This is a genomic window from Bradyrhizobium sp. BR 1432 (genome assembly GCF_051547705.1).
GTDB classification, from domain to species: domain Bacteria; phylum Pseudomonadota; class Alphaproteobacteria; order Rhizobiales; family Xanthobacteraceae; genus Bradyrhizobium; species Bradyrhizobium zhanjiangense.
This window is the reverse complement of record NZ_JBPUGF010000003.1, coordinates 7,959,090-7,981,473: the sequence shown is the minus strand read 5'-3', so window position 1 is coordinate 7,981,473 and position 22,384 is coordinate 7,959,090. Positions and strand designations below refer to the sequence as shown.

The 22,384-nt window shown below is 62.8% G+C and carries 19 protein-coding genes and 2 pseudogenes; 14 read left to right on the top strand and 7 right to left on the bottom strand.

From position 1 onward, the window contains the following. Positions 1-265: 265 nt before the first annotated feature. From ACSKB8_RS38715 to ACSKB8_RS38685, 7 genes are all read left to right on the top strand, one after another. A complete protein-coding gene (locus ACSKB8_RS38715) occupies positions 266-1,240 on the top strand; it encodes an alpha/beta hydrolase family protein (RefSeq protein WP_438109697.1) in 975 nt (324 codons plus the stop codon). 23 nt (positions 1,241-1,263) lie between these two features. Beyond that, positions 1,264-2,394 (top strand): alpha/beta hydrolase family protein, encoded by a 1,131-nt coding sequence (locus tag ACSKB8_RS38710; protein WP_438109696.1) that lies wholly within the window; start codon positions 1,264-1,266, stop codon positions 2,392-2,394. Between the two features lie 35 nt (positions 2,395-2,429). Continuing rightward, a complete protein-coding gene (locus tag ACSKB8_RS38705) occupies positions 2,430-2,786 on the top strand; it encodes a hypothetical protein (RefSeq protein ID WP_438109694.1) in 357 nt (118 codons plus the stop codon). Between the two features lie 17 nt (positions 2,787-2,803). Further along, a complete protein-coding gene (locus tag ACSKB8_RS38700) occupies positions 2,804-3,037 on the top strand; it encodes a hypothetical protein (protein ID WP_438109693.1) in 234 nt (77 codons plus the stop codon). 391 nt (positions 3,038-3,428) lie between these two features. Further along, entirely contained in the window at positions 3,429-3,638 is a 210-nt protein-coding gene (locus ACSKB8_RS38695; protein ID WP_091892417.1) for a cold-shock protein, read from the top strand. A gap of 97 nt (positions 3,639-3,735) precedes the next feature. Further along, on the top strand, positions 3,736-3,978 hold the full coding sequence (locus ACSKB8_RS38690; protein WP_370990852.1) for a transcriptional regulator: 243 nt from the start codon (positions 3,736-3,738) through the stop codon (positions 3,976-3,978). A gap of 51 nt (positions 3,979-4,029) precedes the next feature. Beyond that, positions 4,030-4,254 carry a hypothetical protein gene (locus tag ACSKB8_RS38685; protein WP_370990861.1) on the top strand — a complete coding sequence of 75 codons (225 nt, stop codon included), beginning with the start codon at positions 4,030-4,032 and terminating at the stop codon, positions 4,252-4,254. Between the two features lie 92 nt (positions 4,255-4,346). On the opposite strand, the gene ACSKB8_RS38680 is transcribed toward ACSKB8_RS38685, so the two are convergent. The 4 genes and pseudogenes from ACSKB8_RS38680 to ACSKB8_RS38665 form a co-directional block, all read right to left on the bottom strand. Further along, on the bottom strand, positions 4,347-4,529 hold the full coding sequence (locus ACSKB8_RS38680; protein ID WP_370990853.1) for a hypothetical protein: 183 nt from the start codon (positions 4,527-4,529) through the stop codon (positions 4,347-4,349). A 604-nt stretch (positions 4,530-5,133) separates the two neighbouring features. Beyond that, positions 5,134-6,411, bottom strand: a complete 1,278-nt coding sequence (gene frc, locus ACSKB8_RS38675; protein WP_370990854.1) for a formyl-CoA transferase — start codon at positions 6,409-6,411, stop codon at positions 5,134-5,136. A 149-nt stretch (positions 6,412-6,560) separates the two neighbouring features. Beyond that, positions 6,561-8,293 (bottom strand): annotated as a pseudogene (gene oxc / locus ACSKB8_RS38670) (oxalyl-CoA decarboxylase). Positions 8,294-8,355: 62 nt separating this feature from the next. Beyond that, positions 8,356-9,051: a GntR family transcriptional regulator gene (locus ACSKB8_RS38665; RefSeq protein WP_162250091.1), complete on the bottom strand. Its 696-nt coding sequence runs from the start codon at positions 9,049-9,051 to the stop codon at positions 8,356-8,358. 351 nt (positions 9,052-9,402) lie between these two features. Between ACSKB8_RS38665 and ACSKB8_RS38660 the strand changes: the two genes are divergently transcribed. The 5 genes and pseudogenes from ACSKB8_RS38660 to ACSKB8_RS38640 all read left to right on the top strand — a co-directional run bounded on the left by ACSKB8_RS38660 (position 9,403) and on the right by ACSKB8_RS38640 (position 15,640). Continuing rightward, positions 9,403-11,532 carry an acetate--CoA ligase family protein gene (locus ACSKB8_RS38660; protein WP_438109690.1) on the top strand — a complete coding sequence of 710 codons (2,130 nt, stop codon included), beginning with the start codon at positions 9,403-9,405 and terminating at the stop codon, positions 11,530-11,532. A gap of 221 nt (positions 11,533-11,753) precedes the next feature. Next, entirely contained in the window at positions 11,754-12,587 is an 834-nt protein-coding gene (locus ACSKB8_RS38655; protein WP_438109688.1) for an IclR family transcriptional regulator, read from the top strand. Between the two features lie 104 nt (positions 12,588-12,691). After that, positions 12,692-13,660: a Bug family tripartite tricarboxylate transporter substrate binding protein gene (locus tag ACSKB8_RS38650; protein ID WP_438109686.1), complete on the top strand. Its 969-nt coding sequence runs from the start codon at positions 12,692-12,694 to the stop codon at positions 13,658-13,660. After that, positions 13,657-14,142, top strand: a complete 486-nt coding sequence (locus tag ACSKB8_RS38645; protein WP_438109684.1) for a tripartite tricarboxylate transporter TctB family protein — start codon at positions 13,657-13,659, stop codon at positions 14,140-14,142. The genes ACSKB8_RS38650 and ACSKB8_RS38645 overlap by 4 nt, the downstream gene beginning before the upstream one ends. Then, positions 14,142-15,640, top strand: a pseudogene (locus ACSKB8_RS38640) (tripartite tricarboxylate transporter permease). The gene ACSKB8_RS38645 and the pseudogene ACSKB8_RS38640 overlap by 1 nt, the downstream one beginning before the upstream one ends. Positions 15,641-15,789: 149 nt before the next feature. Here the strand turns inward: ACSKB8_RS38640 and ACSKB8_RS38635 are convergent. Both ACSKB8_RS38635 and ACSKB8_RS38630 read right to left on the bottom strand, forming a co-directional pair. Further along, positions 15,790-17,298 (bottom strand): amidohydrolase family protein, encoded by a 1,509-nt coding sequence (locus ACSKB8_RS38635; protein WP_438109683.1) that lies wholly within the window; start codon positions 17,296-17,298, stop codon positions 15,790-15,792. Between the two features lie 685 nt (positions 17,299-17,983). Then, the gene (locus ACSKB8_RS38630) at positions 17,984-18,724 is read right to left on the bottom strand and encodes a Crp/Fnr family transcriptional regulator (RefSeq protein ID WP_438109681.1); all 741 of its coding nucleotides are present in this window, start codon (positions 18,722-18,724) and stop codon (positions 17,984-17,986) included. A 485-nt stretch (positions 18,725-19,209) separates the two neighbouring features. Between ACSKB8_RS38630 and ACSKB8_RS38625 the strand changes: the two genes are divergently transcribed. Then, positions 19,210-19,614 carry an EF-hand domain-containing protein gene (locus tag ACSKB8_RS38625; RefSeq protein WP_091892272.1) on the top strand — a complete coding sequence of 135 codons (405 nt, stop codon included), beginning with the start codon at positions 19,210-19,212 and terminating at the stop codon, positions 19,612-19,614. Between the two features lie 59 nt (positions 19,615-19,673). Here ACSKB8_RS38625 and ACSKB8_RS38620 read toward each other — a convergent pair whose 3' ends face one another. Next, a complete protein-coding gene (locus ACSKB8_RS38620) occupies positions 19,674-20,081 on the bottom strand; it encodes a hypothetical protein (protein ID WP_438109679.1) in 408 nt (135 codons plus the stop codon). Between the two features lie 485 nt (positions 20,082-20,566). Between ACSKB8_RS38620 and ACSKB8_RS38615 the strand changes: the two genes are divergently transcribed. Beyond that, a complete protein-coding gene (locus tag ACSKB8_RS38615) occupies positions 20,567-22,369 on the top strand; it encodes an adenine deaminase C-terminal domain-containing protein (RefSeq protein WP_438109677.1) in 1,803 nt (600 codons plus the stop codon). Positions 22,370-22,384 lie beyond the last annotated feature (15 nt).

The following is a 22,384-nucleotide window of genomic DNA, read 5'->3' as shown; positions in this document are numbered from 1 at the left end:
GCTCTTGCCACCCAGGGACAGCCTCCGCATTTCTCGACAATCCCGCCGCGGAGATATCCCCACCCCAGCCCTCCCCCGGCAAGCGGGAGAGGGAGCCGAGTTCCCGACGCCGAAGCATCGTTCGCACCATATGCGATAGCCCTCCCTTTTTGCGGGCAGTTTGCCTCAACGCCAATAGCGGCGAAGGTGTGCCCGCGTGACAAGCTGAGCCACAATTCCGCTATCGTTCCTCGTTCAACTCCTGCGCGAAATCAGGGGGCTTCCGTTGCGCAGCACGCTTTGGGCTTTCGTCGTCACTCTCTGTTGTCTTGGCTCGCCGGCGGACGCCGCAGGCATTCAGCTCCTGGAGTCCGATCCGGCGCTGTCGGGCGCGATCTGGTATCCCTGCGCGGCGGAGCCGACGCATGTGGCGCTTGGCAGGCTTTCAGTGCCCACAGTCGATTGGCTGGAGGGAGCGAAGGACTGTCCCATCACGGGGACCAAACTGCCACTGGTTATCGTCTCCCATGGAAATAGCGGCTACTTCGCCCTTCACCTCGACATCATAGAAGCGCTGGCAAACGCCGGCTTTGTCGTCGCGGCGATCAACCATCCAGGCAACAACACCAACGACATGTCGGAGCGCGGGATGTCGGTCTGGTCATCGCGTCCAGTACATATGGTCCGCCTGCTGGATTTCATGCTGCACGAATGGAAGGACAGGGCCGCTATCGATCCCGTCAAGGTTGGTTTGTTCGGCTTCTCTCTGGGCGGCTTTACCGGACTGGTTCTGGTCGGCGGTCAGCCCGATTTTCGCAGGTTTGCCCCCAATTGTAAGCAAGAGAACAAATCGACAGTCTGCGAGCAACTGCGCGCTGGCGAGATTCCTCCCGACCCGCCACACGATGCCCGGATCAAGGCCGCAGTGATCGTCGATCCTGCTGTGAGTTTTTCATTCACACCCGAAAATCTGGCGGGCATCGGAATCCCGCTGCAGGTCTGGCGATCCGAACTAGGGGGAGGGGGCGTCAATGCGACCGGCGTCGCATACGTAACCCGTAGTCTGCCGGGCAAGCCTGATATTCACGTCGTTGGGGCCGGTCACTACGCATTTCTGCCGCCCTGCACGACGGAGCTCGCAGCATTGAGGCCGCAGGTGTGCTCGGATCCTGAAGGCTTTGATCGGGTGGCCTTTCACCGCGAGTTCGACGCGGCCGTAGTGAAGTTCTTCCGTGAGCAGCTCGCTGGCGGCGATCACTGAGCATTGAGTTCGGGGAGGCGAGGGTGAGACGACTTGGCTGTGTGATGGGTGTGCTTGGGCTTCTGCTGTCTCCGGCTGCGGCCGATCCCGCGCTGTCGGGCCTCGTTCGCGAAGATCGGCTGATCCCGATCACGCTCGCCGATGGAAGTCAGGTCAAGCTTGAAACCATGATCATTCGCCCGGACCGGCCCGGGCGCTTTCCGCTGGTTCTGCTGATTCACGGTACAAATCCTGCCACCGGGCAAGCGTTTCGCGCGGCCGCAGCGCGACAATCGCCGGTCGATCTTCTCAATCCTGCCGTCGCGTTTGCACAGCGCGGTTATGCCGTCGCATCGATCATGCGTCGGGGTTTCGGTCGTTCAGAGGGACCGTTTGCCGAGGCACTTTCCGGACCATGCGATGATCGGGACTATCTAGCCGTTGGGCGGATCGCGGCTGAAGACGTCATCGGCGTTGTTGCCACGCTTCGTAGTGAGCCCTGGGTCGAGCCCGATCGGGTCCTGCTAATGGGACATTCGACGGGGGGCTTTGCGGTGACGGCCGCGGCGGCAAGCAATCCTGCCGGCGTCATCGGCGTCCTCAATTTCGAGGGGGCTCACGGCTCGGTCCCGGGTCGTACGTGCAGCCCGGACCATCTCGTGGCGGACGCCGGCATCTTTGGCCGCGCGGCGCGAATTCCGGCGCTGTGGGTCTATTCGGAGAACGATCAGAATGCTCCGCCGGCGTTGGGCCGTCGCATGTTCGATGCTTACGTCTCCTCCGGCGCACCGGCGCAGTTTCAGATCTTGCCGCCCTTCGGTGTCGATGGGCATGCCATGGTGCCGATGGGTCCCGCCGACATCTGGTGGCCTGCGGTGGAGAACTTCCTGAACCGGTTGCGGCTGCCGACCTCGCTGGTTGTCGAATTGCCTCCACCCGCCGCCATTCCGGCGCCGACGCCCCTCAACGCTGCGTGCACGATCTATTTCGATGCTTATGTGAAGGCGTGGACCGACATCAAGGCATATGCCTGGAATCGGGAAGGTCATTGTTCGTCAATTACCTCCAACCAGCGAACGGTTGACGACGCGAAGACCGAGGCGATGCGCCAATGCATGGCCGCATGGAAAGAATGCTCGCTCTATGCGGTCGGACAGACGCTGGCGCCCGGTTAGCATTCGAAAAGAAAGTGCCGCCGAAACGGCGGCCCTTGATCGATGTGAACCGCCTACTCCGCGGCCTGCTTCTGCGGCAGGCCGTCCTGACGGGAACACCTCGCCGTCGTCAACGCGCCTTTCCAGTTCTGGCGATCGCAGTTCGGCGCCTCCCGGCTGTCGGGGACGGTTCGGGCACGTCGCGCGTCGCGGAGGGGCTGCCCGGCAAGCCTGACATTCACGTCGTGCCGGCCGGGCACTTTGCATTTCTCGCGCTTTGCTCGCCCCAGCTTGCAGCGGCAGTCCCACGCATCTGCACCGACGTGCCCGCGGGATTTGACCGCGCAACATTTCATCGCGAGTTCAACGCGACCTTAGTGAAGTTCTTTCGCGAGCAGTTCGGAGAGCGTTGAGCGTTATGATCGGGAGGATGGGCATCGTCGAGCAAGCAGCGCCTGACAAGCCAATCGGGCCGCTCATCATGAAATTGCTTGAAGACTCCATGCCTCGAAAGGAGCCGATCGAGCGCTCGTCGTATTCGACGCTGGAACCGTTAGACAAATTTCCCAGGTGGCTAGCGTTCTTTTTGGCTGGCGGGCGCCGAGCCCGGGCGGCCGAGGCGATAGTGTTTCAAGAACAATGCCGTGCGGCAAGAACGACTTGAGTAAGAAATCCTGATCATTGCAGCGACAATTGCTGTCGTTCTCCGATCATTCAGGGTCCGGATTGCGGCTTCCGTTGCGCAGCACGCTTTTGGCTCTTGGTCGTTGCGCTCACGGTGCGGCGGCCGAAAGCTTGTACCCGCGGTTCCCTATTGGTGCTGCACCAGCGCGAGTCCTCGAACGCGTGAAACTTTTGCCAGAGTCGGAGCTTGCAACTATATCTGGCCAAAGCCTTGTAAGTGACCATGACGGGGTATACGTTGTGTCTGTTCGTTCAGCCGCTGTGCCTTGTTGAATGCGCCCGCGGGCTCCTTTTTCCAGAGACATCGACGAATTGAATTTTTCTGCGTGACGATCACGCGGAGCGTGCGCGTGTGCGCTTTGGAGAAGAACATGACGACAGGTACTGTGAAGTGGTTCAACGGCCAAAAGGGCTTCGGATTCATTCAACCCGACGACGGCGGCAATGATGTGTTCGTTCACGTCAGCGCGGTCGAGCGGGCTGGTCTTGCGGGTCTCGCCGAGGGCCAAAAGGTCAACTTCGAGCTCAAGACCGACAAGATGCGGGGCAAGGTCAGCGCAGAGAATCTCTCGCTGGCCTAGGGGCCCTGGCGCCGTTTCACGGATGTACTGAAACGGCCACGCTACCCGCTCGATCCCCGGATTGAGCGGGTTTTGTCCGTTGTCGGGTAGGTGAACAATGAGGGCCAAGAGGTCGGCTGAACCGTCGCCCGAAGCTATTGCGCGGTCCAATCGTCAACGTTTGGCCGCTGAAGAAGGCGCGCGAGCCATGGCGGATGCCGAAAAGCAGGCCGTCGACGTTCGCAAGAATATGGCGCGGCTTCGAGAACTGCGCGAAGCCAAGGAGGCGGCTGAGGCGGCCCTACAAGCATCGTTGCCGGCGCCTGCAAAGGCCAAGCGCAACAAGAAGCTGCCGCGATAGTCGACTCCATTGTGCCGACGACATCTGGAGAGGACCGGTCACATGCAAAGGATGCGGGTCATGCCTCAAGTTAAATCGGACAGCGGTGGCACCATCACCTTCTTTCTCGCGCTTGGTGCGGGCCGGCAGATGTGCCGACTGGCCACCACGTTTCAGACGCAGAAGCAGGCCTTCAGCTATCTTCAGAAATATCGGACGGAGTTCGAGCGCATCGCGCGGACGCGGCTCGCTTCGGGAGAGCTCGAAGACGGGGTCGTCGTGCTCTCGATGCTCTAAAGCATGATGAGACGGGAATCGTCGTCGCGCTTCAGGTTATTGTTCAAGCATCATCTCTTTGGAGAACCGCTTCACGCTGGTCCACAACGCTGCTATTCGGAGTGGCTCTTGCGCTTGGCCTCGCGGGCCAATCGCTCCGCTTTCAGTCGTTCGCGATTCTCGTGGAAGGATTGCTGGTCCTTCGCATAGTCACTCATCGGTTTTTGGGTTTTGACGGGCTTGAACGCCTTGTTGGCTTCGCGCTTTGCGCGATCAGAGGATTGATCTCTCAACATTTCGACCTCGATTTGATCAACAAGCGTGGTCCGGACGGCAGCTGAATGCCACGTCTCCGGCGCCTACGCTGACGGGGATAGACACCCTCCGGGCGAGACGGCGGCCAAGTCTTCAGCGTTGGACAGATCTCGTGCGAGGCGCGCAGTCACTCGCTGGAAGGAGGCGCGCCCGCACTTCCGAGAGCGCACCGGTCAGGAGAATAACCGTGGGTCATCGTATCGGTTCCTCCAAACCAATCTTAATTCAACGTCGGCTGGTCGAACATTCCCCGGGGTTCAACGCCAGACGGTCCAGCTGCTCGGCGAAGCGTTCTGGACATTCGCAGTGTCGTTTCAGACGATGGCAAACGGCGGGTGAAGGGCGCAAGCTCTTTGCCGAGCCTGACATCCGTATCTGTGGACGATGGCATAATACCCCTGTTTTGCCCGACGCGTCAAAGGGAATTTCGCAAAATCAGCAATCCCTTTTAGCCCAAGGAGTTAGCTACTGTGCATGGGGTTGTTTTTCGACTTTTTAGTTGGGGGCCGGTGATGGCAGGTGTTCTCATGCAAAAAGGGCCGCCTCGACAGGCGGCCCTTTTGTCTCGCGTCAGAGTGCTCCCACTTACTCAGCGGCCTGCTTCTGCGGCGGGTCGAGCGCGCCGGACTTGTGGATATCGGCGACCTGGTGGTCGCTGAAGCCGAGCACCGAGCGCAGGATCTCGTCGGTGTGCTCGCCGAGCAGCGGGGAGCGCTGCACGTCGCTCGGGCTATCCGACAGCTTGATCGGGTTGCCGACCGAGATGTACTTGCCGCGGGTCGGGTGATCGACCTCGACGACGGTGCCGGTCGCGCGCAGCGACTGATCCTCGGCGATCTCCTTCATCGACAGGATCGGGCCGCAGGGGATGTCGTCCTTGTTGAGGATCTCCATCGCCTCGAACTTGGTCTTGGTCATCGTCCACTGTTCGATGCGCGCGAAGATCTCGTTCAGGCGCGGCAGGCGGGCCGGGGGCTTGGCGTAGTTCGGATCGGTCTTCCAGGTGGGTTCGCCGATCACGTCGCAGATCTTCTCCCAGACCGGGGCCTGGGTGATGAAGTAGATGTAGGCGTTGGGATCGGTCTCCCAGCCCTTGCACTTCAGGATGCGGCCGGGCTGGCCACCGCCGGAATCGTTGCCGGCGCGCGGCACGGCATCCCCGAACGGAATGCCTTCGCCGAACTGGCTGTATTCCTTGAGCGGGCCGTGGGCGAGGCGCTGCTGGTCGCGCAGCTTGACGCGGGCGAGGTTGAGCACGCCGTCCTGCATCGCGGCGGTGACCTTCTGGCCCTTGCCCGAATGCGTGCGCTGATAGAGCGCCGTGACGATGCCGAGCGCCAGATGCAGGCCGGTGCCGGAATCTCCGATCTGCGCGCCGGTGACGAGCGGCAGGCCATCGCGGAAGCCGGTAGTGGAGGCGGCGCCGCCGGTGCACTGCGCGACGTTCTCATAGACCTTGCAGTCTTCGTAGGGGCCGGGACCGAAGCCCTTGATCGAGGCGACGATCATCTTGGGGTTGATCGCCTGGATCTTCTCCCAGGGGAAGCCCATGCGGTCGAGCACGCCGGGGCCGAAGTTTTCCACCAGCACGTCGCACTTCTTGATCAACTCGGTGAGGACTTCCTTGCCCTTGGGGTTCTTGGTGTCGAGCGTGATCGAGCGCTTGTTGTGGTTGAGCATGGTGAAATACAGGCTGTCCACGTTCGGGATGTCCTGCAGCTGACCGCGGGTGATGTCACCCACGCCCGGACGTTCCACCTTGATCACGTCGGCGCCGAACCAGGCCAGCAACTGCGTGCAGGTCGGTCCGGACTGGACGTGGGTGAAATCGAGAATGCGAACGCCCTTGAGCGCTTTAGTCATCGTATTGCTCCTGTTACCACTCTGTTTCCGTCATGCCCGCGAAGGCGGGCATCCAGTATTCGCTGTCGTTTCGGTTGGGCTCAGTGCTCGCCACAATGGATGGTCCGGCGAATACTGGATTCCCCGCCTGGGCGGGGAATGACCCGGAGTTACTTCTTCTTCTGCAGAACGCTCTGCGGATTGAGGTTGCCGATGCGGCCGCTCTCCGAGCCCGCGGCCGGATCGATCACCGCGTTGATGAGCGTCGGCTTGCCGGAGGTCATGGCGTCGTTGACCGCGCGCTTCAGTTCATCCGGCGAGGTCGCGTTTACGCCGACGCCGCCAAAAGCTTCCATCATCTTGTCGTAGCGCGCGCCCTTGACGAACACCGTCGTCGCCGGATCCGAGTTGGCGCCGTTGACGTCGGTGCCGCGATAGATGCCGTCATTGTTGAAGATGACGACGCAGATCGGAAGGTTGTAGCGGCAGATGGTCTCGACCTCCATGCCGGAGAAGCCGAACGCGCTGTCGCCTTCCACTGCGAGCACGGGATGGCCGGTCTCGAGGGCTGCCGCGATCGCCTGGCCCATGCCGATGCCCATCACACCCCAGGTGCCGACGTCGAGACGCTTGCGCGGGCGGTACATGTCGATGACGCCGCGGGCGAGGTCGAGCGTGTTGGCCCCTTCGTTGACGAGGATCGCCTCGGGGTGATCTTTGATGACATTCTTCAGCACGCCGAGCGCGCCGTGATAGTCCATCGGCGACTTGTTGTTCATGAGCTTCGGCGCCATCTTGGCGATGTTCTCTTCGCGCTTGGATGTAATCGCCTTGGTCCATTCGGCGGGCGGGGCGGTCCAGCCTGCGCCCATCGCCTGGTTGAAGGCGGAGACGACCGAGCCGATGTCGCCGACGACGGGCGCGACGATCTCGACGTTGGAGTCCATTTCCTTCGGCTCGATGTCGACCTGGATGAACTTCTTCGGCGCTTCGCCCCAGCTCTTGCCCTTGCCGTGCGAGAGCAGCCAGTTCAGCCGCGCGCCGATCAGCATGACGACGTCGGACTCTTCAGCACCGTCGAGCGGGCCGCGCCGGCACATTGCGGATGCGTGTCGGGGAGCAGGCCCTTGGCCATGCTCATGGGCAGGAAGGGCACGCCGCTCTTCTCGACGAAGTTTTTGATTTCTTCATCGGCCTGCGCGTAGGCCGCGCCCTTGCCGAGGATGATGAGCGGACGCTTTGCGCTCTTCAGCACGTCGAGCGCACGCTTGACCGAAGCGGGCGAGGGGATCTGCGCGGGCGCCGCGTCGATCACCTTGACCAGCGACTTCTGGCCGGCATCGGCGTTCATCACCTGGCCGAACAGTTTTGCCGGCAGGTCGAGATAGACGCCGCCCGGACGGCCCGAGACTGCGGCGCGGATGGCGCGGGCAAAGCCGATGCCGATATCCTGAACGTGCAGCACGCGATAGGCCGCCTTGCACAGCGGCTTCGCGATCGCGAGCTGGTCCATTTCCTCGTAGTCGCCCTGCTGGAGGTCGACGATCTCGCGCTCGGAGGAGCCCGAGACCAGAATCATCGGGTAGCAGTTGGTGGTGGCGTGGGCGAGCGCGGTGAGACCGTTGAGGAAGCCCGGCGCGGAGACGGTAAGGCAGACGCCGGGCTTCTTGGTGAGGTAGCCGGCGATGCCTGCGGCGTAACCGGCGTTCTGCTCGTGGCGGAAGGAGATCACGCGAATACCGGCGGCCTGCGCCATGCGGCCCAAATCCGTGATCGGGATGCCCGGCACATTATAGATGGTGTTGATGCCGTTCAGCTTGAGCGCGTCGATGACGAGATGGAAGCCATCCGTCAGTTCCTGCTCGGTGCCCGGTGCTTCGGACTTGGTCGCGGTATTCAGCATGGGCCTTGTCTCCCTGGTCTCAAGGTAGTGGGGCGAGTTGTTCGCCCTTCTGGTGAACGTTGCTAAGTGAACAGTTCCTGGCCATGCGCCTCGACGTAAGCGGCAAGGCCAAGGGTGTGATCGCGGGCGCGCTTCTCGGCGAGCTCGGTGTCGCGCGCTTCCAGCGCTTCGATGATGCCGAGATGCTCGGGCAGGGAGGTCGCGGTGCGGTCCTTGCGGCCGATGGTCAGCTGCCGGTAGCCGCGCACGTGCAGCAACAGGTCGTTGGTGAGATCGACCAGCACGGGGGATTCCGACAGCGAGATCAGCGCCTGGTGGAAGGCGATGTTGGCGCGCGAATATTCCTCGACGTGATCCTCGGGCAGACGGTCCTTGCCGAAGTCCTTGAAGAAGTCGCGCAGCGCCGTGATGTCCTTCTTGCGTGCGGTGGTGGTGATGAGGCGCGCGGCCATGCTCTCCAGCGCCGCCCAGGCGCGGATCATGTCGACGATCTCGCTCTTGGTCCTGCGCACCACCATGATGCCGCGGCGCGGCACCGTCTTCACGAATCCGTCCTGCTCGAGCATCGCGATCGCTTCGCGGATCGGTGTGCGGCTGACGCCCAGCCGTTCGGACAGCGCGCGCTCGTCGAGCATCACAGGCTCGGGCGTCGAGTAGATGTCCATCTTGAGGATGGCTTCCTTCAAGGCGTCATACGCCTTGTTCTTGAAGCTGCTCTCCGGGGCAATACGAACGATTGCGATGTCTGCCTCGGCCATGTTCGGCAACGCCTTGGTTGGTTTCCGTTGTGACACGACGAATCTCCTCCAGTGGGAGTCGTCTTTTACAGGAATATTTACGGGAAAGTTTTTGGCATACCACATGCCAGAATGTCAAGCCGGCTATTTTTTGCGGCGTTCTAAGCTGTGCACTGGCTTGACAAGTTGGCTTCTGGCATACCAAATGCCATCGCCAGCCATTTTTGATCCAAGCCGGCGGAGTAGTCTCAGGGCTTATGCCACTCCGTTCCGCCGCATGGAACAGAGCGCGGCGAATGGCAAGCATCACGGGCAGCCGCTAACCACGCGCGCGCTTTGCAAAGAACGAACTGAGGTCAAGGGAGAAGCCACATGTCCAATTCCAAAGATGCCGTCCGCAAGGTGCTTGACCAGGTCAAGGCGGACAACCGCACCAGCCTGACGGCGCCGGAAGGCAAGCTGGTCTGCGACGCCTACGGCATTCCGGTGCCGAAGGAGGGCGTGGCCAAGTCGGCGGGCGAAGCCGGCAAGATGGCCGCCGCGATGGGCTTCCCGGTCGTGATGAAGATCGTCTCGCCGGACATCCTCCACAAGACCGAAGCCGGCGGCGTCATCGTCGGCCTCAAGACGGCCGAGGAGGCCGAGAAGGCCTACGAGACCATCCTCGGGAACGCCAAGAAGTACAAGTCGGACGCCAAGATCGAGGGCGTCCAGGTGCAGCAGATGCTGGCTGGCGGCACCGAAGTCATCGTCGGCTCGATCACCGACGGCTCGTTCGGCAAGCTGGTCGCCTTCGGCCTCGGCGGCGTGCTGGTCGAAGTCTTGAAGGACATCACCTTCCGCCTCGCGCCCGCGACCAAGGAAGACGCGCTCTCGATGCTCGACGGCATCCAGGCGCATGAGATCCTGAAGGGCGTGCGCGGCAGTGAGCCGGTGAACCGCACGGCGCTGGCCGATGTCATCGTCAAGGTCTCGCAGCTCGTCACCGATTTCCCTGAAATCGTCGAGCTCGACCTCGACCCTGTGTTCGCGACCCCGAAGGGCGCAACCGCCGCCGACGTCCGTATCGTCGTCGACTTCGCTTATGTGCCCAAGCCGAAGCCGCGCCCGACCGAAGAGATTGTCGCGGCGATGAACCGCATCATGCAGCCGAAGGCGGTCGCCGTAATCGGCGCCTCGGCGGAGGACGGCAAGATCGGCAACTCCGTGATGAAGAACCTCATCAACGGCGGTTACAAAGGCGAGATCATTCCGATCCATCCCAAGGCCGCCGAGATCCTCGGCTACAAGGCCTACAAGAGCGTCAAGGACGTGCCGGGCGTGATCGACGTCGCGGTGTTCGCGATCCCTGCAAAGTTCGTCGCCGCCGCGCTGACCGAATGCGGCGAGAAGAAAATTCCGGGTGCGGTGCTGATCCCGTCAGGCTTTGCGGAGGCCGGCGCGCCCGAGCTCCAGGCCGAGATCGTCGAAGTCGGCAAGAAGTACGACATCCGCCTGATGGGGCCGAACATCTACGGCTTCTACTACACGCCGGCCAATCTCTGCGCGACCTTCTGCACTGCCTATGACGTGAAGGGCCACGCGGCGCTGTCGTCGCAGTCGGGCGGCATTGGCATGGCCATCATCGGCTTCTCGCGCTCGGCCAAGATGGGCGTCTCGGCGATCGTCGGCCTCGGCAACAAGTCCGATATCGACGAGGACGATCTGCTCGCTTTCTTCGAGCAGGACCCGAACACCAATTTGATCGCGCAGCACTGCGAAGACCTCAAGGACGGCCGCGCCTTCGCGGAAGCGGCAAAACGCGTCTCCAAGAAGAAGCCAGTCGTCGTGCTCAAGGCCGGCCGCACCTCGGCCGGCGCGAAGGCGGCGTCCTCGCACACCGGCGCGCTCGCCGGTAACGACCGGATCTACGAGGACGTGTTCAAGCAGTCCGGCGTGATCCGCGCGCGGTCCCTGCGCCAGTTGCTCGAATTCGCCCGCGGCGTGCCGGTGCTGCCAACGCCGAAGGGCGAGAACGTGCTCATCATCACCGGTGCCGGCGGCTCGGGCGTGCTGCTGTCGGATTCCTGCGTCGACAACGGCCTGTCGCTGATGTCGATGCCGCCGGATCTGGATGCGGCGTTCCGCAAGTTCATCCCGCCGTTCGGGGCGGCCGGAAATCCTGTGGATATCACCGGCGGCGAGCCGCCGATCACCTATGTCAACACGGTCAAGCTCGGCCTGTCGGATGAGCGCATCCACGCGCTGATCCTCGGCTATTGGCACACCATCGTCACCCCGCCGATGGTGTTCGCCCGCAACATGGTCGAGGTGAAGAAGGAGATGGAGGCCAAGGGTTTTGTGAAGCCCATGGTCGCCTCGCTGGCCGGCGACGTCGAAGTCGAGGAAGCCGCCGAATATCTCTACCAGCACGGCATCCCGGCCTATGCCTATTCGACCGAGCTGCCGGTCGAGGTGTTGGGCGCCAAGTACAAGTGGGCGCGCGGGGCAGGGCTGCTCTAACGCTGTCTTCGCCTCTCCCCGCTTGCGGGGAGAGGCCGGAATTTGCGCAGCAAATTCCGGGTGAGGGGGACTCTCCGCGAGTCCGTCTCTCACCGTGTTTGCGGAGATAGCCCCTCACCCCGACCCTCTCAGCGCGAGCGAAGCTCGTCGCAGCCCCGTAAGAACGGGGCGAGGGAGAAGAGGCGGCTCGCGTCTTGTCTGATTGGCAAATGCAGGTCGCGATGAGCAAGAACGTGATCCGGCGCAAATCGCAAGAAACACGATCGGCATCGGAGGCCGACCGCGACGGTGGCGTGCAGTCCGTCGACCGCGCGCTGTCGATCCTTGAAACGCTGGCCGAGGACGACGAAGGCTATCGCCTCAGCGATCTCGCGATCCGTACCGGTCTGTCGGCCTCGACCGTGCACCGCCTGCTGGCGACGCTGGAAAGCCGACGCTTCGTGCAGTTCGACCGCGCCGAGTCCAAATGGCATGTCGGCGTGCGCAGTTTCACGGTCGGCGCGAGCTTCGCGCGGCGGCGCAATTTCTCCACGCAGGCTATCCCTTACTTGCGCAAGCTGCGCGATCTCACCCGCGAGACCGCCAATCTCGCCGTCGTCGACGACGAATTCATCATCGTGCTGACCCGCATGGAGAGCCGCGAGATCATGCGCTCGCTGACCCAGGTCGGCGGCCGCGTCCCCATGGTGACCTCCGGCGTCGGCAAGGCGGTGCTCGCGACCTATTCCGACGAGGACGTCGGCGCCGTCATCCGCCACCACGGCATGCCCCGCCTGACCGAGAAGTCGATCGTGCGGCCGAGCGACCTGTTCAAGGAGCTCGAAAAGATCCGCAAGCAGGGCTACGCGCTCGACGATGAAGAGGCCTGCATGGGCCTGCGCTGTGTTGCCGCAGTCGTCTACAATGACTGCGCCGAGCCGCTCGCAGCGATTTCGGTCTCCGGCATGACCAGCCGGTTGACCGACCAGAGGTTGCCGGAAATCGGGCAAATCGTGCGGGACGTCGCCGCCGAACTGACGGCCGCGCTGGGCGGGACGGTCCCGACGCCCCGCTAACGGGACCACCGGGGGATGTCACTGGACAGCATCGGCCGTTTTGGCTGATATGCGACCAAACGACACAATGCGGCAAACGTCCGCACGAGCCTGGAGATACCCCCATGTTTCACTTTCCCGCGCGCCTTGTCGGCGCAGCCGTCGCGCTGACCCTCGCGGCAGCCAATCCGGCTTTTGCCCAACAGCTCGAGCTCAAGCTGATGGCGCCGGCGGCACCGGGCGGGGGCTGGGACCAGACCGCGCGGTCGATGCAGCAGGCGCTGGTGGCCTCGGGCGTGGCCCGCAGCGTGCAGGTCACCAACGTTCCCGGCGCGGGCGGCAGCGTCGGCATCGCGCAGTTCGTCAACGGGGCCAAGGGCGACGGCAACCAGATGATGGTCAACGGCTTCGTCATGGTGGGCGCGCTCGCCATGAACAAGTCGCCGGTCACGCTGGACCAGGTGACGCCGATCGCGCGCCTCACCGAGGAGATCCAGGTGATCGTGGTGCCCGCGAATTCGCCGATCAAGACCGGGCAGGATCTGGCCGCTGCGGTGAAGGCCGATATCGCCAAGGTGACCTTTGCCGGCGGCTCGGCCGGCGGCGTCGACCATGTGATGGCGGCGCTGTTCGCCGGCGCCGTCGGCGCCGACGCGAAGAAGATCAACTACATCCCGTTCTCCGGCGGCGGCGAGTCGCTCGCCGCCATTCTCGGCGGCAAGGTCACCGCTGGCATTTCCGGGCTGAGTGAATATGAAGGGCAGATCAAGTCCGGCAAGCTGCGCGCGATCGGCGTGACTTCGGAGAAGCGCATCGCCGGCAGCGACATCCCGACCTTTAGGGAGCAAGGCATTGACCTCGTGATCGCAAACTGGCGCTCGGTGGTCGCGCCTCCGGGCATCACGCCGGAGCAGCGCAAGACACTTAGCGATGCGGTCGAGAAGATGGTGAAGTCGGACGCCTGGAAGGAGATTCTCAAGCAGAAGGGCTGGGAGGATGCCTATCTCGGCGGCGATGCCTTTGCCAACTTCCTGAAAAAGGAAACGGTGCGCGTCACCGACGTGCTGAAATCGGTCGGCCTGGTCAAATCATGACCTCAGGCGATCCCGTCCAGCCGGCGCGGCGCGTCGATCGCGCCGGCCTCGTCATCGCTGCATTGCTTGCGGTGCTCGCCGCGGTCCTGCTCTGGGATGCGCGCGGCCTGCAATCCGCCGCGATGTACGGGATGGGGCCCGAGGCGATGCCGGTTGTGGTCGCCTCCGGCCTTGGGCTGCTTGCGATCGGCAATTTCATCGACGCGCTGCGCGGAAATTTGCCGGCGCGCGAGAGCTCCGATCCCGTGCCGGTGGTCTTGATCCTCATTGGCCTTGCGCTTCTGACCGCCATCATCGGCTTCGGCGGCGGCTTCATCCTGGCGACCTCGGCGCTGTTCGTCACGACGTCGGCGGCGTTTGGACGCCGTGCCATCCTCGTCGATTCCATCATCGCTCTCGTGATGTCGACCCTCATTTATCTCGCGTTCGACCGGCTGCTGACGCTGAGCCTTCCGGCCGGCCCCCTGGAGCGACTGCTGTGATGGACACTTTTGCCGCTCTGGCGCATGGCATGGCGGTCGCCGTCCAGCCGATGAATTTGCTTTATGCGCTGATCGGCGTCTTCCTCGGCACGGCCGTGGGCGTGCTGCCCGGCATCGGCCCGGCGCTGACGGTCGCGCTGCTGCTGCCGGTGACCTACAAGCTCGATCCCGGCGGCTCGCTGATCATGTTCGCCGGCATCTACTATGGCGGCATGTATGGCGGCTCGACCACCGCGATCCTCATTAACACGCCCGGCGAGAGCGCCTCGATGGCGACGGCGCTCGAAGGCAACAAGATGGCCAAGGCCGGCCGCGGCGGGCCGGCGCTTGCGACCTCCGCGATCGGCTCCTTCGTCGCCGGTACCATCGCGACCATCGGGCTGGCGTTCCTCGCGCCATGGCTGGTCGATTTCGCTGTGCGCTTCGGCCCCGAGGATTACTTCGCGCTGATGTGCGTCGCCTTCGTCACGGTGTCGGCGACCTTCGGCGATTCCCGGTCCGAGGCCTGACCAGCCTGTTCATCGGCCTGACGCTCGGTCTCGTCGGCATCGACAAGCTGACCGGTCAGGCGCGGCTTACGTTCGGCGTGCCTGAATTGCTCGATGGCGTCGAGGTGACGACGCTTGCGGTCGGCCTGTTCGCGGTGGGCGAGGCGCTCTACGTCGCATCGCGCCGCCACCACACCGAGGAGAAGCTCGAGCCGGTGCGCGGCTCGCTGTGGATGACGAAGCAGGATTGGAAGCGCTCGTGGAAAGCATGGCTGCGCGGCACCATGTTCGGCTTCCCGATCGGCGCATTGCCCGCAGGCGGCGCGGAAATTCCGACCTTCCTGTCCTATTCGACTGAGAAGCGGCTCACGAAACATCCGGAAGAGTTCGGCAAGGGCGCGATCGAAGGCGTCGCGGGACCGGAAGCCGCCAACAATGCCTCCGCCGCCGGCACGCTGGTGCCGCTGCTCACGCTCGGGCTGCCGACGTCGGCGACGGCCGCGATGATGCTGGCGGGTTTCCAGCAATACGGCCTCAATCCGGGCCCGCTGCTGTTCGCCGAACGGCCGGATCTGGTGTGGGGCCTGATTGCCAGCCTGTTCATCGCCAACGCGATGCTGCTTGTGCTCGATCTGCCGCTGGTCGGCCTGTGGGTGCGATTGCTCGCGATCCCCCAGCCGTGGCTCTATGCCGGCATCCTCGTGTTCGCGACCATGGGCACCATCGCGGCAAAGCCGTCGGTGGTCGAATTGTCGATGCTGGCCGGCTTTGGTGTGTTTGGCTTTTTGATGCGCCGGTTCGATTTTCCGATCGCGCCCGTCGTCGTCGGCCTGATCCTCGGCCCGATCGCCGAGAGCCAATTGCGCAGGGCGCTCGCGATCAGCCTCGGCGATCCCATGGCGCTGGTTCAGAGCCCGATCTCGGCGACCCTGCTTGGCGTCGCACTGATCGCGCTGCTGGCGCCCTTCGTGTTGAAGGGGCTCGGGCGGTTCAAGGCGAATGAGGATTAGTTAGGGCGTGTCCTCATAAAGTAATGTCGGCTCCTGAGGGCCGAGCGGGGAATCTCTAATCGGCCAAAGCATTGGTGACCCTGAGCCGAAGTCGGATTTGGCCGCGCATCCATTGCCGGCGGAGCTTGCCCACGCTGTTGGCATCGGTCCTAGGCGGCGCGAACGTAGCCGTAGCGCAGGTTCGACGGTTGCTTCGAAGCTTGCGTGTACTCGTTCTTGAGCGCCGCGAGGCGGTCCTCGGAAAAGGCCGGCATCCTGGTATTCTCGGCCGATTTCAGCTTGATCTTGTAGAATCTGGTTGCGTTGCCCGCGAAGATCAGCTGCTTGGTAGCGCTGTTGGCATCGCCAAGCGCCGCAAAGCCGTACTTCTTTTGCATATCCTCGGGGATTTCGAGCCGGCGCAGCGCCTCGATCTGCCACTGTGGTGAGCCGTACCAGACCGAGTCGGTGCCCCACATGACGTGGTCAACACCCATCCCCTTTATCAGCGTGCCGATCAGCGCGGCGCAGAACTTCGGATGCGCCACCGCCGAGTTGGCAAAGGACGTGCCGAGCTCGGCATAGACGTTGGCGACGCCAAACTTCTGCGGGACTTCCGCGAGATCGGTGGCCCACTGGATACGGCCGGTCTGCTCGAAATCCGCCCACGCGTGATCGGGTAGCTCGAGGAACGGCCTCAGCGCCGAGTGATAGATCACGAAGTTCATCTGCGGCCAATCCTTCGCGGCTTTTCCGATGTCCCACGCTGTTGCATATTCCCAGACGCCGGCGAACGACTTCTCGTAATCGGGCGGCAGCAACCCCTTGTGGATGCACAGTGTGTTGATGCCGGCCTTCACCGCTTTCTCGTAGAACGGATACATCACCTGCTCGTCGTCGAGCCGCCATGGGAACTTCGAGGGCGCCAGCGGATCGCCAATCGTGTAGGACTTCCAGGAATCCGGTTTGTAGACCTCGATTGCCTTGTCCACCTCGTCCATCCAGCCGGGTTGCTTGGGGGTGATGACGCTATGCGCCAGCAGGCGGCGCGAACCGGCGAAGTCGTTGATCAGTTCTCGCGCCTTGACGATCTGCTCATTGGACAGCAGCCACCAACTCGGGTCGTCGAAGGGCGCGCCGCTCAGGAGCGCCATGTTGGTGTCGCTGTCGTAGTAGATCTCTTTCACATAGTTCTGGAACTTGTAGCGGGCGAGCGAAGAGACGCCTTCCTCCTTCATCTTCGGATTCCAGTGCTGGCTCGCAAAGTCCGCCAGCCCCAACAGCTCCTTATGGTCGAAGTCGTCCCGCACGAAATGAGTCTGGACGTCGAAGATGAATTGGCCCGCAAGGCTCTGCGCGCGGGCCAGCATCAGTTCGGGCTCGCGGGCTTCAGCGGGCGCGACCTGGAAAACATTGCCGTAGATGTCGTTCATGGCGAGGAACGCTGCCGCCATGCCGCAGCCCGTGTGCAAGAACTGCCTGCGGCTCAAGCCGAGGTGCCTGCCGTTAACATCAGCGAGCTCGTTGATCCGTGCCTCGACCTTCTTTTGCGTATCGCTCTGCGGGGGCGGGAGATACTCGCCATTGGAGATAATCTGGGTCGGGATAGGCGTTGCCGCCGATGCCGCCTCCGCGCCCGCGACGAGACGCTGTTCTCGCTCACTAAGCCAGGTGCTCATTGTTCTCCTCCCGTTTGTTGGCCGTCTACCGCGCTAGGTGCGCGCATGAGGCGCGTGTGGCTACTCTCAATCAGTTGGCAGGACCGACTAGGCGTACCTCTCCGGTTCAGCTACGCATGAAGCCATCACGCGCCCAAAGCCAGGCGAATCTCTGCATCGCTTCATCCTGCGAGAGCGGCAGGCATACCCGAGAAACCACTTGCAGGTGTGGGTGTCGTCGCTGATTCAATGCTCAAACTTCTACTCGCGCAAGCGATGTGATCCGACAGTCACGCTGTCCCAGCGCCGCTTTGGTTGCGTGCAAACGGATAGGTCGGCGCGCGTCCGTGGTCGCCAATTATTGGCCCTAAGCTGAACAAAGAACGAGCCGCCGCCATGTCGGCCGTCTGCGGGGGACCGGACGTTGTACGATGGTTGCGGTGACCGCCGCTCATGACCCCATAGCCGACCTCAACGCGCAGCGTTCGAATAGCGCATCCGATATGGACCGCTTCAGCGCTTGAGTTGCTGGGCCGGCGGGTCATTGACCAGCGCTTTTGACCCGTTACGGACGTTGGGGTGGGAGATCCTCACCGCATTGGGCCGCAGCCCGGTCAGAAGGATGCGCATCCGGCGATGCTATTCGAGCATCGTGCTCGCCGGTTTTACGCGGACGCGCCGAAACGGCTAGCATCGCCCGTTTCATCTACTGGATCGGCAGATCGAAAACGCGAGATGCCGCTGCACCCATAGAGAAGATCTTCTCGAGTTCGAGCCGCATGGTGTCGCGACATTCGCACGCCACCGCAGCGAGCCGCGATGAGTCGATCTCGATTTCGCCTCGCCGCTCAGATCTGATCGCTCCGGAAGCGCGCAGATTGCGCATCAGTAGCGTCACCGTCGTTCGTCGTACACCCAACATCTGCGAAAGCGCGTCCTGGGTGAGAGGCAGGACGTCGTGGTTGATGCTGTCGTGAAGTTGAAGCAGCCAGCGTGCCATGCGGGCTTGGACGGGATGCAGTGCGTTGCAAGCCCCGCCCAATTGAAACTGTATCAGCATCGCCTTGAAGTGCAGCTGGACTACGTGCCGGATCGCAGGACTCCGGCTGAAAGCGGCATGGAAACGCGCTGCCGGGATCCGCGAGGCCGTCCCCTCGGCACGAACGATAGCCGTAACGGCCGCAGGGGACGGCCCCAGCACGGAAAGAGTGCCCACTGCCCCCTCGCGCCCTATTGCGGCGCTGGCGACCGTCTGCCCATTCGCCATATCGACCATCACCGAAACGGCGCCACTATGAGGGAAGAGGACGTGCTCGGTATGATCCCCCATCCGCGAGACGACCTCTTCCCGATCGAGAGTTACCATCTGTAGGTCGGGTACCAGAAGATCGAGGTCCGCGGTCGGCAGTGCTGCCAGAAGCCGGTTACCAACTCCGCTTACAAGCATCGCTGCAGCCCGATGCGAACCATCCGCCCCATCGCATTTCGAGCGGCATATGGCGACAACCTCAAACTTTGTTTGAATTCGCATATGCTTTTCGCCTCGAAATCCAATTCAGATGCGAAAGCTCTTAACCGCAAAAATGAAACTCCAAGCACATGCGACGCGGAGGCGAATTCTGCTGTTGCAGGATCATTCAATTAGATCCGAGCGCCACGCCGACACAATTGCAAAATGGGTATGGGTAACATCATAAGGGGTTCCCGCCGTTGGCCCGATGCTGCCTAGCTCGAAGCTCGTCCGAGCGTCGGCTGCTTAGTGTAGACCGGAAGCAGCTTGCAGGCAGTGCAGACCGCCGATTCTGACCCGAAGCTGCTCTTGCACGCGGTCGTCGTGTGTGCGGGGTGCGTAGGCGAAGGCTGGGACCAGAGGATCAATATTACTCGTGCCGAATTAATGAGACAGGCTACACGTTTCGGAGGAGGTTCGAAATGTACACGCGCGTTCTGGGACTCACGATATCTGCTCTCATGCTGACGTACGGCCCGGTCGGTGCGATCGCACAAGACCGAATGACACCCCAGCCAGATCAGCAACAAATGCAATCCCATCCCACGGGCCAGGAAGGCGCGAGCACGATGGGGCAAGGCGGCATGATGGGGCACGGAATGATGGGAGGACGTATGATGGGGCGCGGCATGATGGGTGGGAGCGCGATGGGATCACCCTTTATGATGCGCATGATGTTCGCTCTGATGGACGCCGACGGCGATGGGACCATCTCACTGCAGGAGTTTCAGGCAGCTCACGAGCGGATTTTCAAGGCAATGGACAGCAATAAGGATGGCAAGCTGACCCTGGAGGAGATGCAAGTGTTCATACACGGCACCAGGTGATCGGCTCCGGCGCGGATGGCGCGCGTCGCGTGCGCCATCCGCCCCCGAAGAAATGAGCCTTAAGCCTTCAGGTCCGTGATCCGCATAATCGCGACCACACTCCCATCGTTGTACGCCTGTTCTTTCGTGTCCTTGTTGCAGGTCCAGACAAAATTCTTCTTGCCCGTAAAGGTCTTTCCCTCCTGGTCAAGCCGAAGCTCCCCTTCGGTGATATGGCAGACCATGGCATTCATCATCGGGGGCCCCATGGTCTTCGACCCCGGCTGCATGATGATATCGCGCATTGAGACGGTCTTAAAACCTGGGATCAGGGATGGTGTCTCGCCTTCATATTCACGCACCACGACACCTGGCCAAGGCGTCGTATCCTTGTAGCCTGCGGTTTGCGCGGCGGCTGGCTTGATCATGGCAGCCGAAGCCGCTGCCAACCCGAATCCCAGTGCAGACCTTCGATCGACCTTGCTCATCGCTTTTCTCCCGACATTACCGAACGAGCCGTTGCATAAGCAGCGCGCAAAGTTCGTGGTGAACGGTGGAGCGAAACCGAAAAAAGGACGGTCTCTAAGAGAGCGTGCCTGCCGATAGCACCAGTGCTGCTCATTTACCCGGACGGTGATTTCGGCACGTCCCGCCTCAAGGGCAGTGATATTCTACGTCACCTGACGCATCCGGGGACAGGTGGCGACGCACGAAGACACTGCGGCCGAATGTCCGGAATTTGGCCCATCGGCGACCTTCAACTATGTCTGCTGTTTGTGCCACTGTTGAGGGACGAGCGGACATCTGGAGCGCCCAAACTAAGCGCGTGATTTATGAGTACATGCCATAGCGGAAATTAGAAGGCGGGGCGCGTCTGCCCAATCCGTAAGCACGGGTGCCGTATATTCGAGTTGCCCTCGCCGCCATCGGCGGCAACCATCGCCGGGCTGCCCATTCCCACGCGAGAGCCCCGATGACCAAGCTCACCCGCTTCTCCGTCGCGCCGCTGCACAGCATGACGCGGCGCCTCACCGATGTCGCATCCGCACGCGCCGCGCCGGATCTGATCGTCACCGGCGCGCGGGTGCTCTCGACCTATTCGGAACGTATCCATCCGGGCCGGGAAGTCTGGATTACCGGCGGCCGCATCGCGGCGGTGAAGCCGGCCGGTGCAGCGAAGAAGGTGTGGAGTGACGTGCCGCTCTATGACGCGGCCGGCGGCATCATCGCGCCCGGCCTCGTCGATCCCCACATCCACATCGAATCCTCGATGGTGACGGCCTGCGCCTATGCGGAGGCCGCGCTGCTCAACGGCACCACCACGATCTTCTGCGACAGCCACGAGATCGGCAACGTCATGGACGTCGCCGGTGTCGAGGCGATGCTCGAGGATGCCCGCGAGGCGCCGCTCTCCATCTTTTTGACAGTGCCGAGCACAGTGCCGGCAACGTCGGCGGAATTGGAGACAGCGGGCGGCGACCTCACGCCGGACAAGATTGCCGGGCTGTTCGACCGTTGGCCCGAGGCGGTCGCGCTCGGCGAGAAGATGGATTTTGTCCCGGTGACGATGGGCGACGAACGCAGCCACGCCATCCTGGCGGCGGCATTGAAGCGGGGCCGGCCGGTGTCCGGTCACGTCTATGGCCGCGAATTCGTCGCGGCGTATGCGGCGAGCGGCGTCACCGACACGCACGAGGCGATCGACCGCGACATCGCCGACGACCTGCTCGACGCCGGCGTCTGGGTTTTCCTGCGCGGCGGTCCGCCGACGACGCCCTGGCATTCGCTGCCGCAGGCAATCCGGACCATCACCGAGCTCGGAGCCTCGCACAAGCGCACGGCCGTGTGCACCGACGACCGCGATGCCGACGACCTGCTGCTGTTCGGCCTCGATTGGGTGGTGCGCGAGGCCGTGAAGGCGGGGATGTCGCCGGAGCAGGCCTGGTCGATGGGCTCGCTGCATGGTGCCACGCGCTTCGCCATGGAGGGCGATATCGGCGGGCTCGGTGGCGGCCGCCGCGCCGATCTCGTGCTGATGGACGCTCAGCTAAAGCCGCAATGCACCTGGTATGGCGGCGAGCTCGTGGTCGAGCACGGCAAGATCACCTCCCGGCTCGATCAGGCGCTGTCGCAGCGCTATCAATATCCGAAGGCTGCTTATGCCACCGTGAAACTGCCCGAAAAGGTCAAGCTGACGCCGGAACTGCCGGCAAAACCTTGCACCGTCAATGCGATCAAGACTGCGCCGCCCGGCATCACGCTGATCCACGAGAAGGTCGCGATCGAGCCCGCCAAGAACTGGCCGTCGCTGTTCGCGCGCTACGGCCTGTGTTTCGTTACCGTGGTCGAGCGTCATGGCAAGTCCGCCGGCAACGTCGCGTATGGCCTGTTGAAGGATTTTGGCCTCAAGCGCGGCGCGGTTGCCTCCAGCGTTGGGCACGACAGCCACAACATCATCGTCGCTGGAACCGACGAGGGCGATATGCAGGTCGCGATATCGGCGATCAGGGAGCGCCAGGGTGGCGTCTGTGTGGTGGCCGACGGCAAGGTGAGGGCACTGGTCCCGCTGCCGATTGCGGGCCTGCTCTCGGACAAGCGCGTCACGGAAGTGGCCGAAGAGGTCAAGGCGCTCAAGAAGGAATGGGCAGAGGCCGGCTGCACCATCCCCTACATGGGCTTCAATTTGATTCCGCTATCGGTCATTCCGGAAATTCGCATCACCGACAAGGGCCTCGTGCTGGTGCCGCAGATGGAGCTGGCGCCGCTGTTCGAGTGAGGCGCTTTCACGCAT

What these genes read in the sequence shown, in the direction of transcription:
- ACSKB8_RS38700 (WP_438109693.1), top strand. Translation starts at nt 2,804, where the DNA reads ATGGGCATCGTCGAGCAAGCAGCGCCTGACAAGCCAATCGGGCCGCTC.
- ACSKB8_RS38695 (WP_091892417.1), top strand. Translation starts at nt 3,429, where the DNA reads ATGACGACAGGTACTGTGAAGTGGTTCAACGGCCAAAAGGGCTTCGGA.
- ACSKB8_RS38690 (WP_370990852.1), top strand. Translation starts at nt 3,736, where the DNA reads ATGAGGGCCAAGAGGTCGGCTGAACCGTCGCCCGAAGCTATTGCGCGG.
- ACSKB8_RS38685 (WP_370990861.1), top strand. Translation starts at nt 4,030, where the DNA reads ATGCGGGTCATGCCTCAAGTTAAATCGGACAGCGGTGGCACCATCACC.
- ACSKB8_RS38680 (WP_370990853.1), bottom strand. Translation starts at nt 4,529, where the DNA reads ATGTTGAGAGATCAATCCTCTGATCGCGCAAAGCGCGAAGCCAACAAG.
- frc (WP_370990854.1), bottom strand. Translation starts at nt 6,411, where the DNA reads ATGACTAAAGCGCTCAAGGGCGTTCGCATTCTCGATTTCACCCACGTC.
- ACSKB8_RS38665 (WP_162250091.1), bottom strand. Translation starts at nt 9,051, where the DNA reads ATGGCCGAGGCAGACATCGCAATCGTTCGTATTGCCCCGGAGAGCAGC.
- ACSKB8_RS38660 (WP_438109690.1), top strand. Translation starts at nt 9,403, where the DNA reads ATGTCCAATTCCAAAGATGCCGTCCGCAAGGTGCTTGACCAGGTCAAG.
- ACSKB8_RS38655 (WP_438109688.1), top strand. Translation starts at nt 11,754, where the DNA reads ATGAGCAAGAACGTGATCCGGCGCAAATCGCAAGAAACACGATCGGCA.
- ACSKB8_RS38650 (WP_438109686.1), top strand. Translation starts at nt 12,692, where the DNA reads ATGTTTCACTTTCCCGCGCGCCTTGTCGGCGCAGCCGTCGCGCTGACC.
- ACSKB8_RS38645 (WP_438109684.1), top strand. Translation starts at nt 13,657, where the DNA reads ATGACCTCAGGCGATCCCGTCCAGCCGGCGCGGCGCGTCGATCGCGCC.
- ACSKB8_RS38635 (WP_438109683.1), bottom strand. Translation starts at nt 17,298, where the DNA reads ATGAGCACCTGGCTTAGTGAGCGAGAACAGCGTCTCGTCGCGGGCGCG.
- ACSKB8_RS38630 (WP_438109681.1), bottom strand. Translation starts at nt 18,724, where the DNA reads ATGCTTGTAAGCGGAGTTGGTAACCGGCTTCTGGCAGCACTGCCGACC.
- ACSKB8_RS38625 (WP_091892272.1), top strand. Translation starts at nt 19,210, where the DNA reads ATGTACACGCGCGTTCTGGGACTCACGATATCTGCTCTCATGCTGACG.
- ACSKB8_RS38620 (WP_438109679.1), bottom strand. Translation starts at nt 20,081, where the DNA reads ATGAGCAAGGTCGATCGAAGGTCTGCACTGGGATTCGGGTTGGCAGCG.
- ACSKB8_RS38615 (WP_438109677.1), top strand. Translation starts at nt 20,567, where the DNA reads ATGACCAAGCTCACCCGCTTCTCCGTCGCGCCGCTGCACAGCATGACG.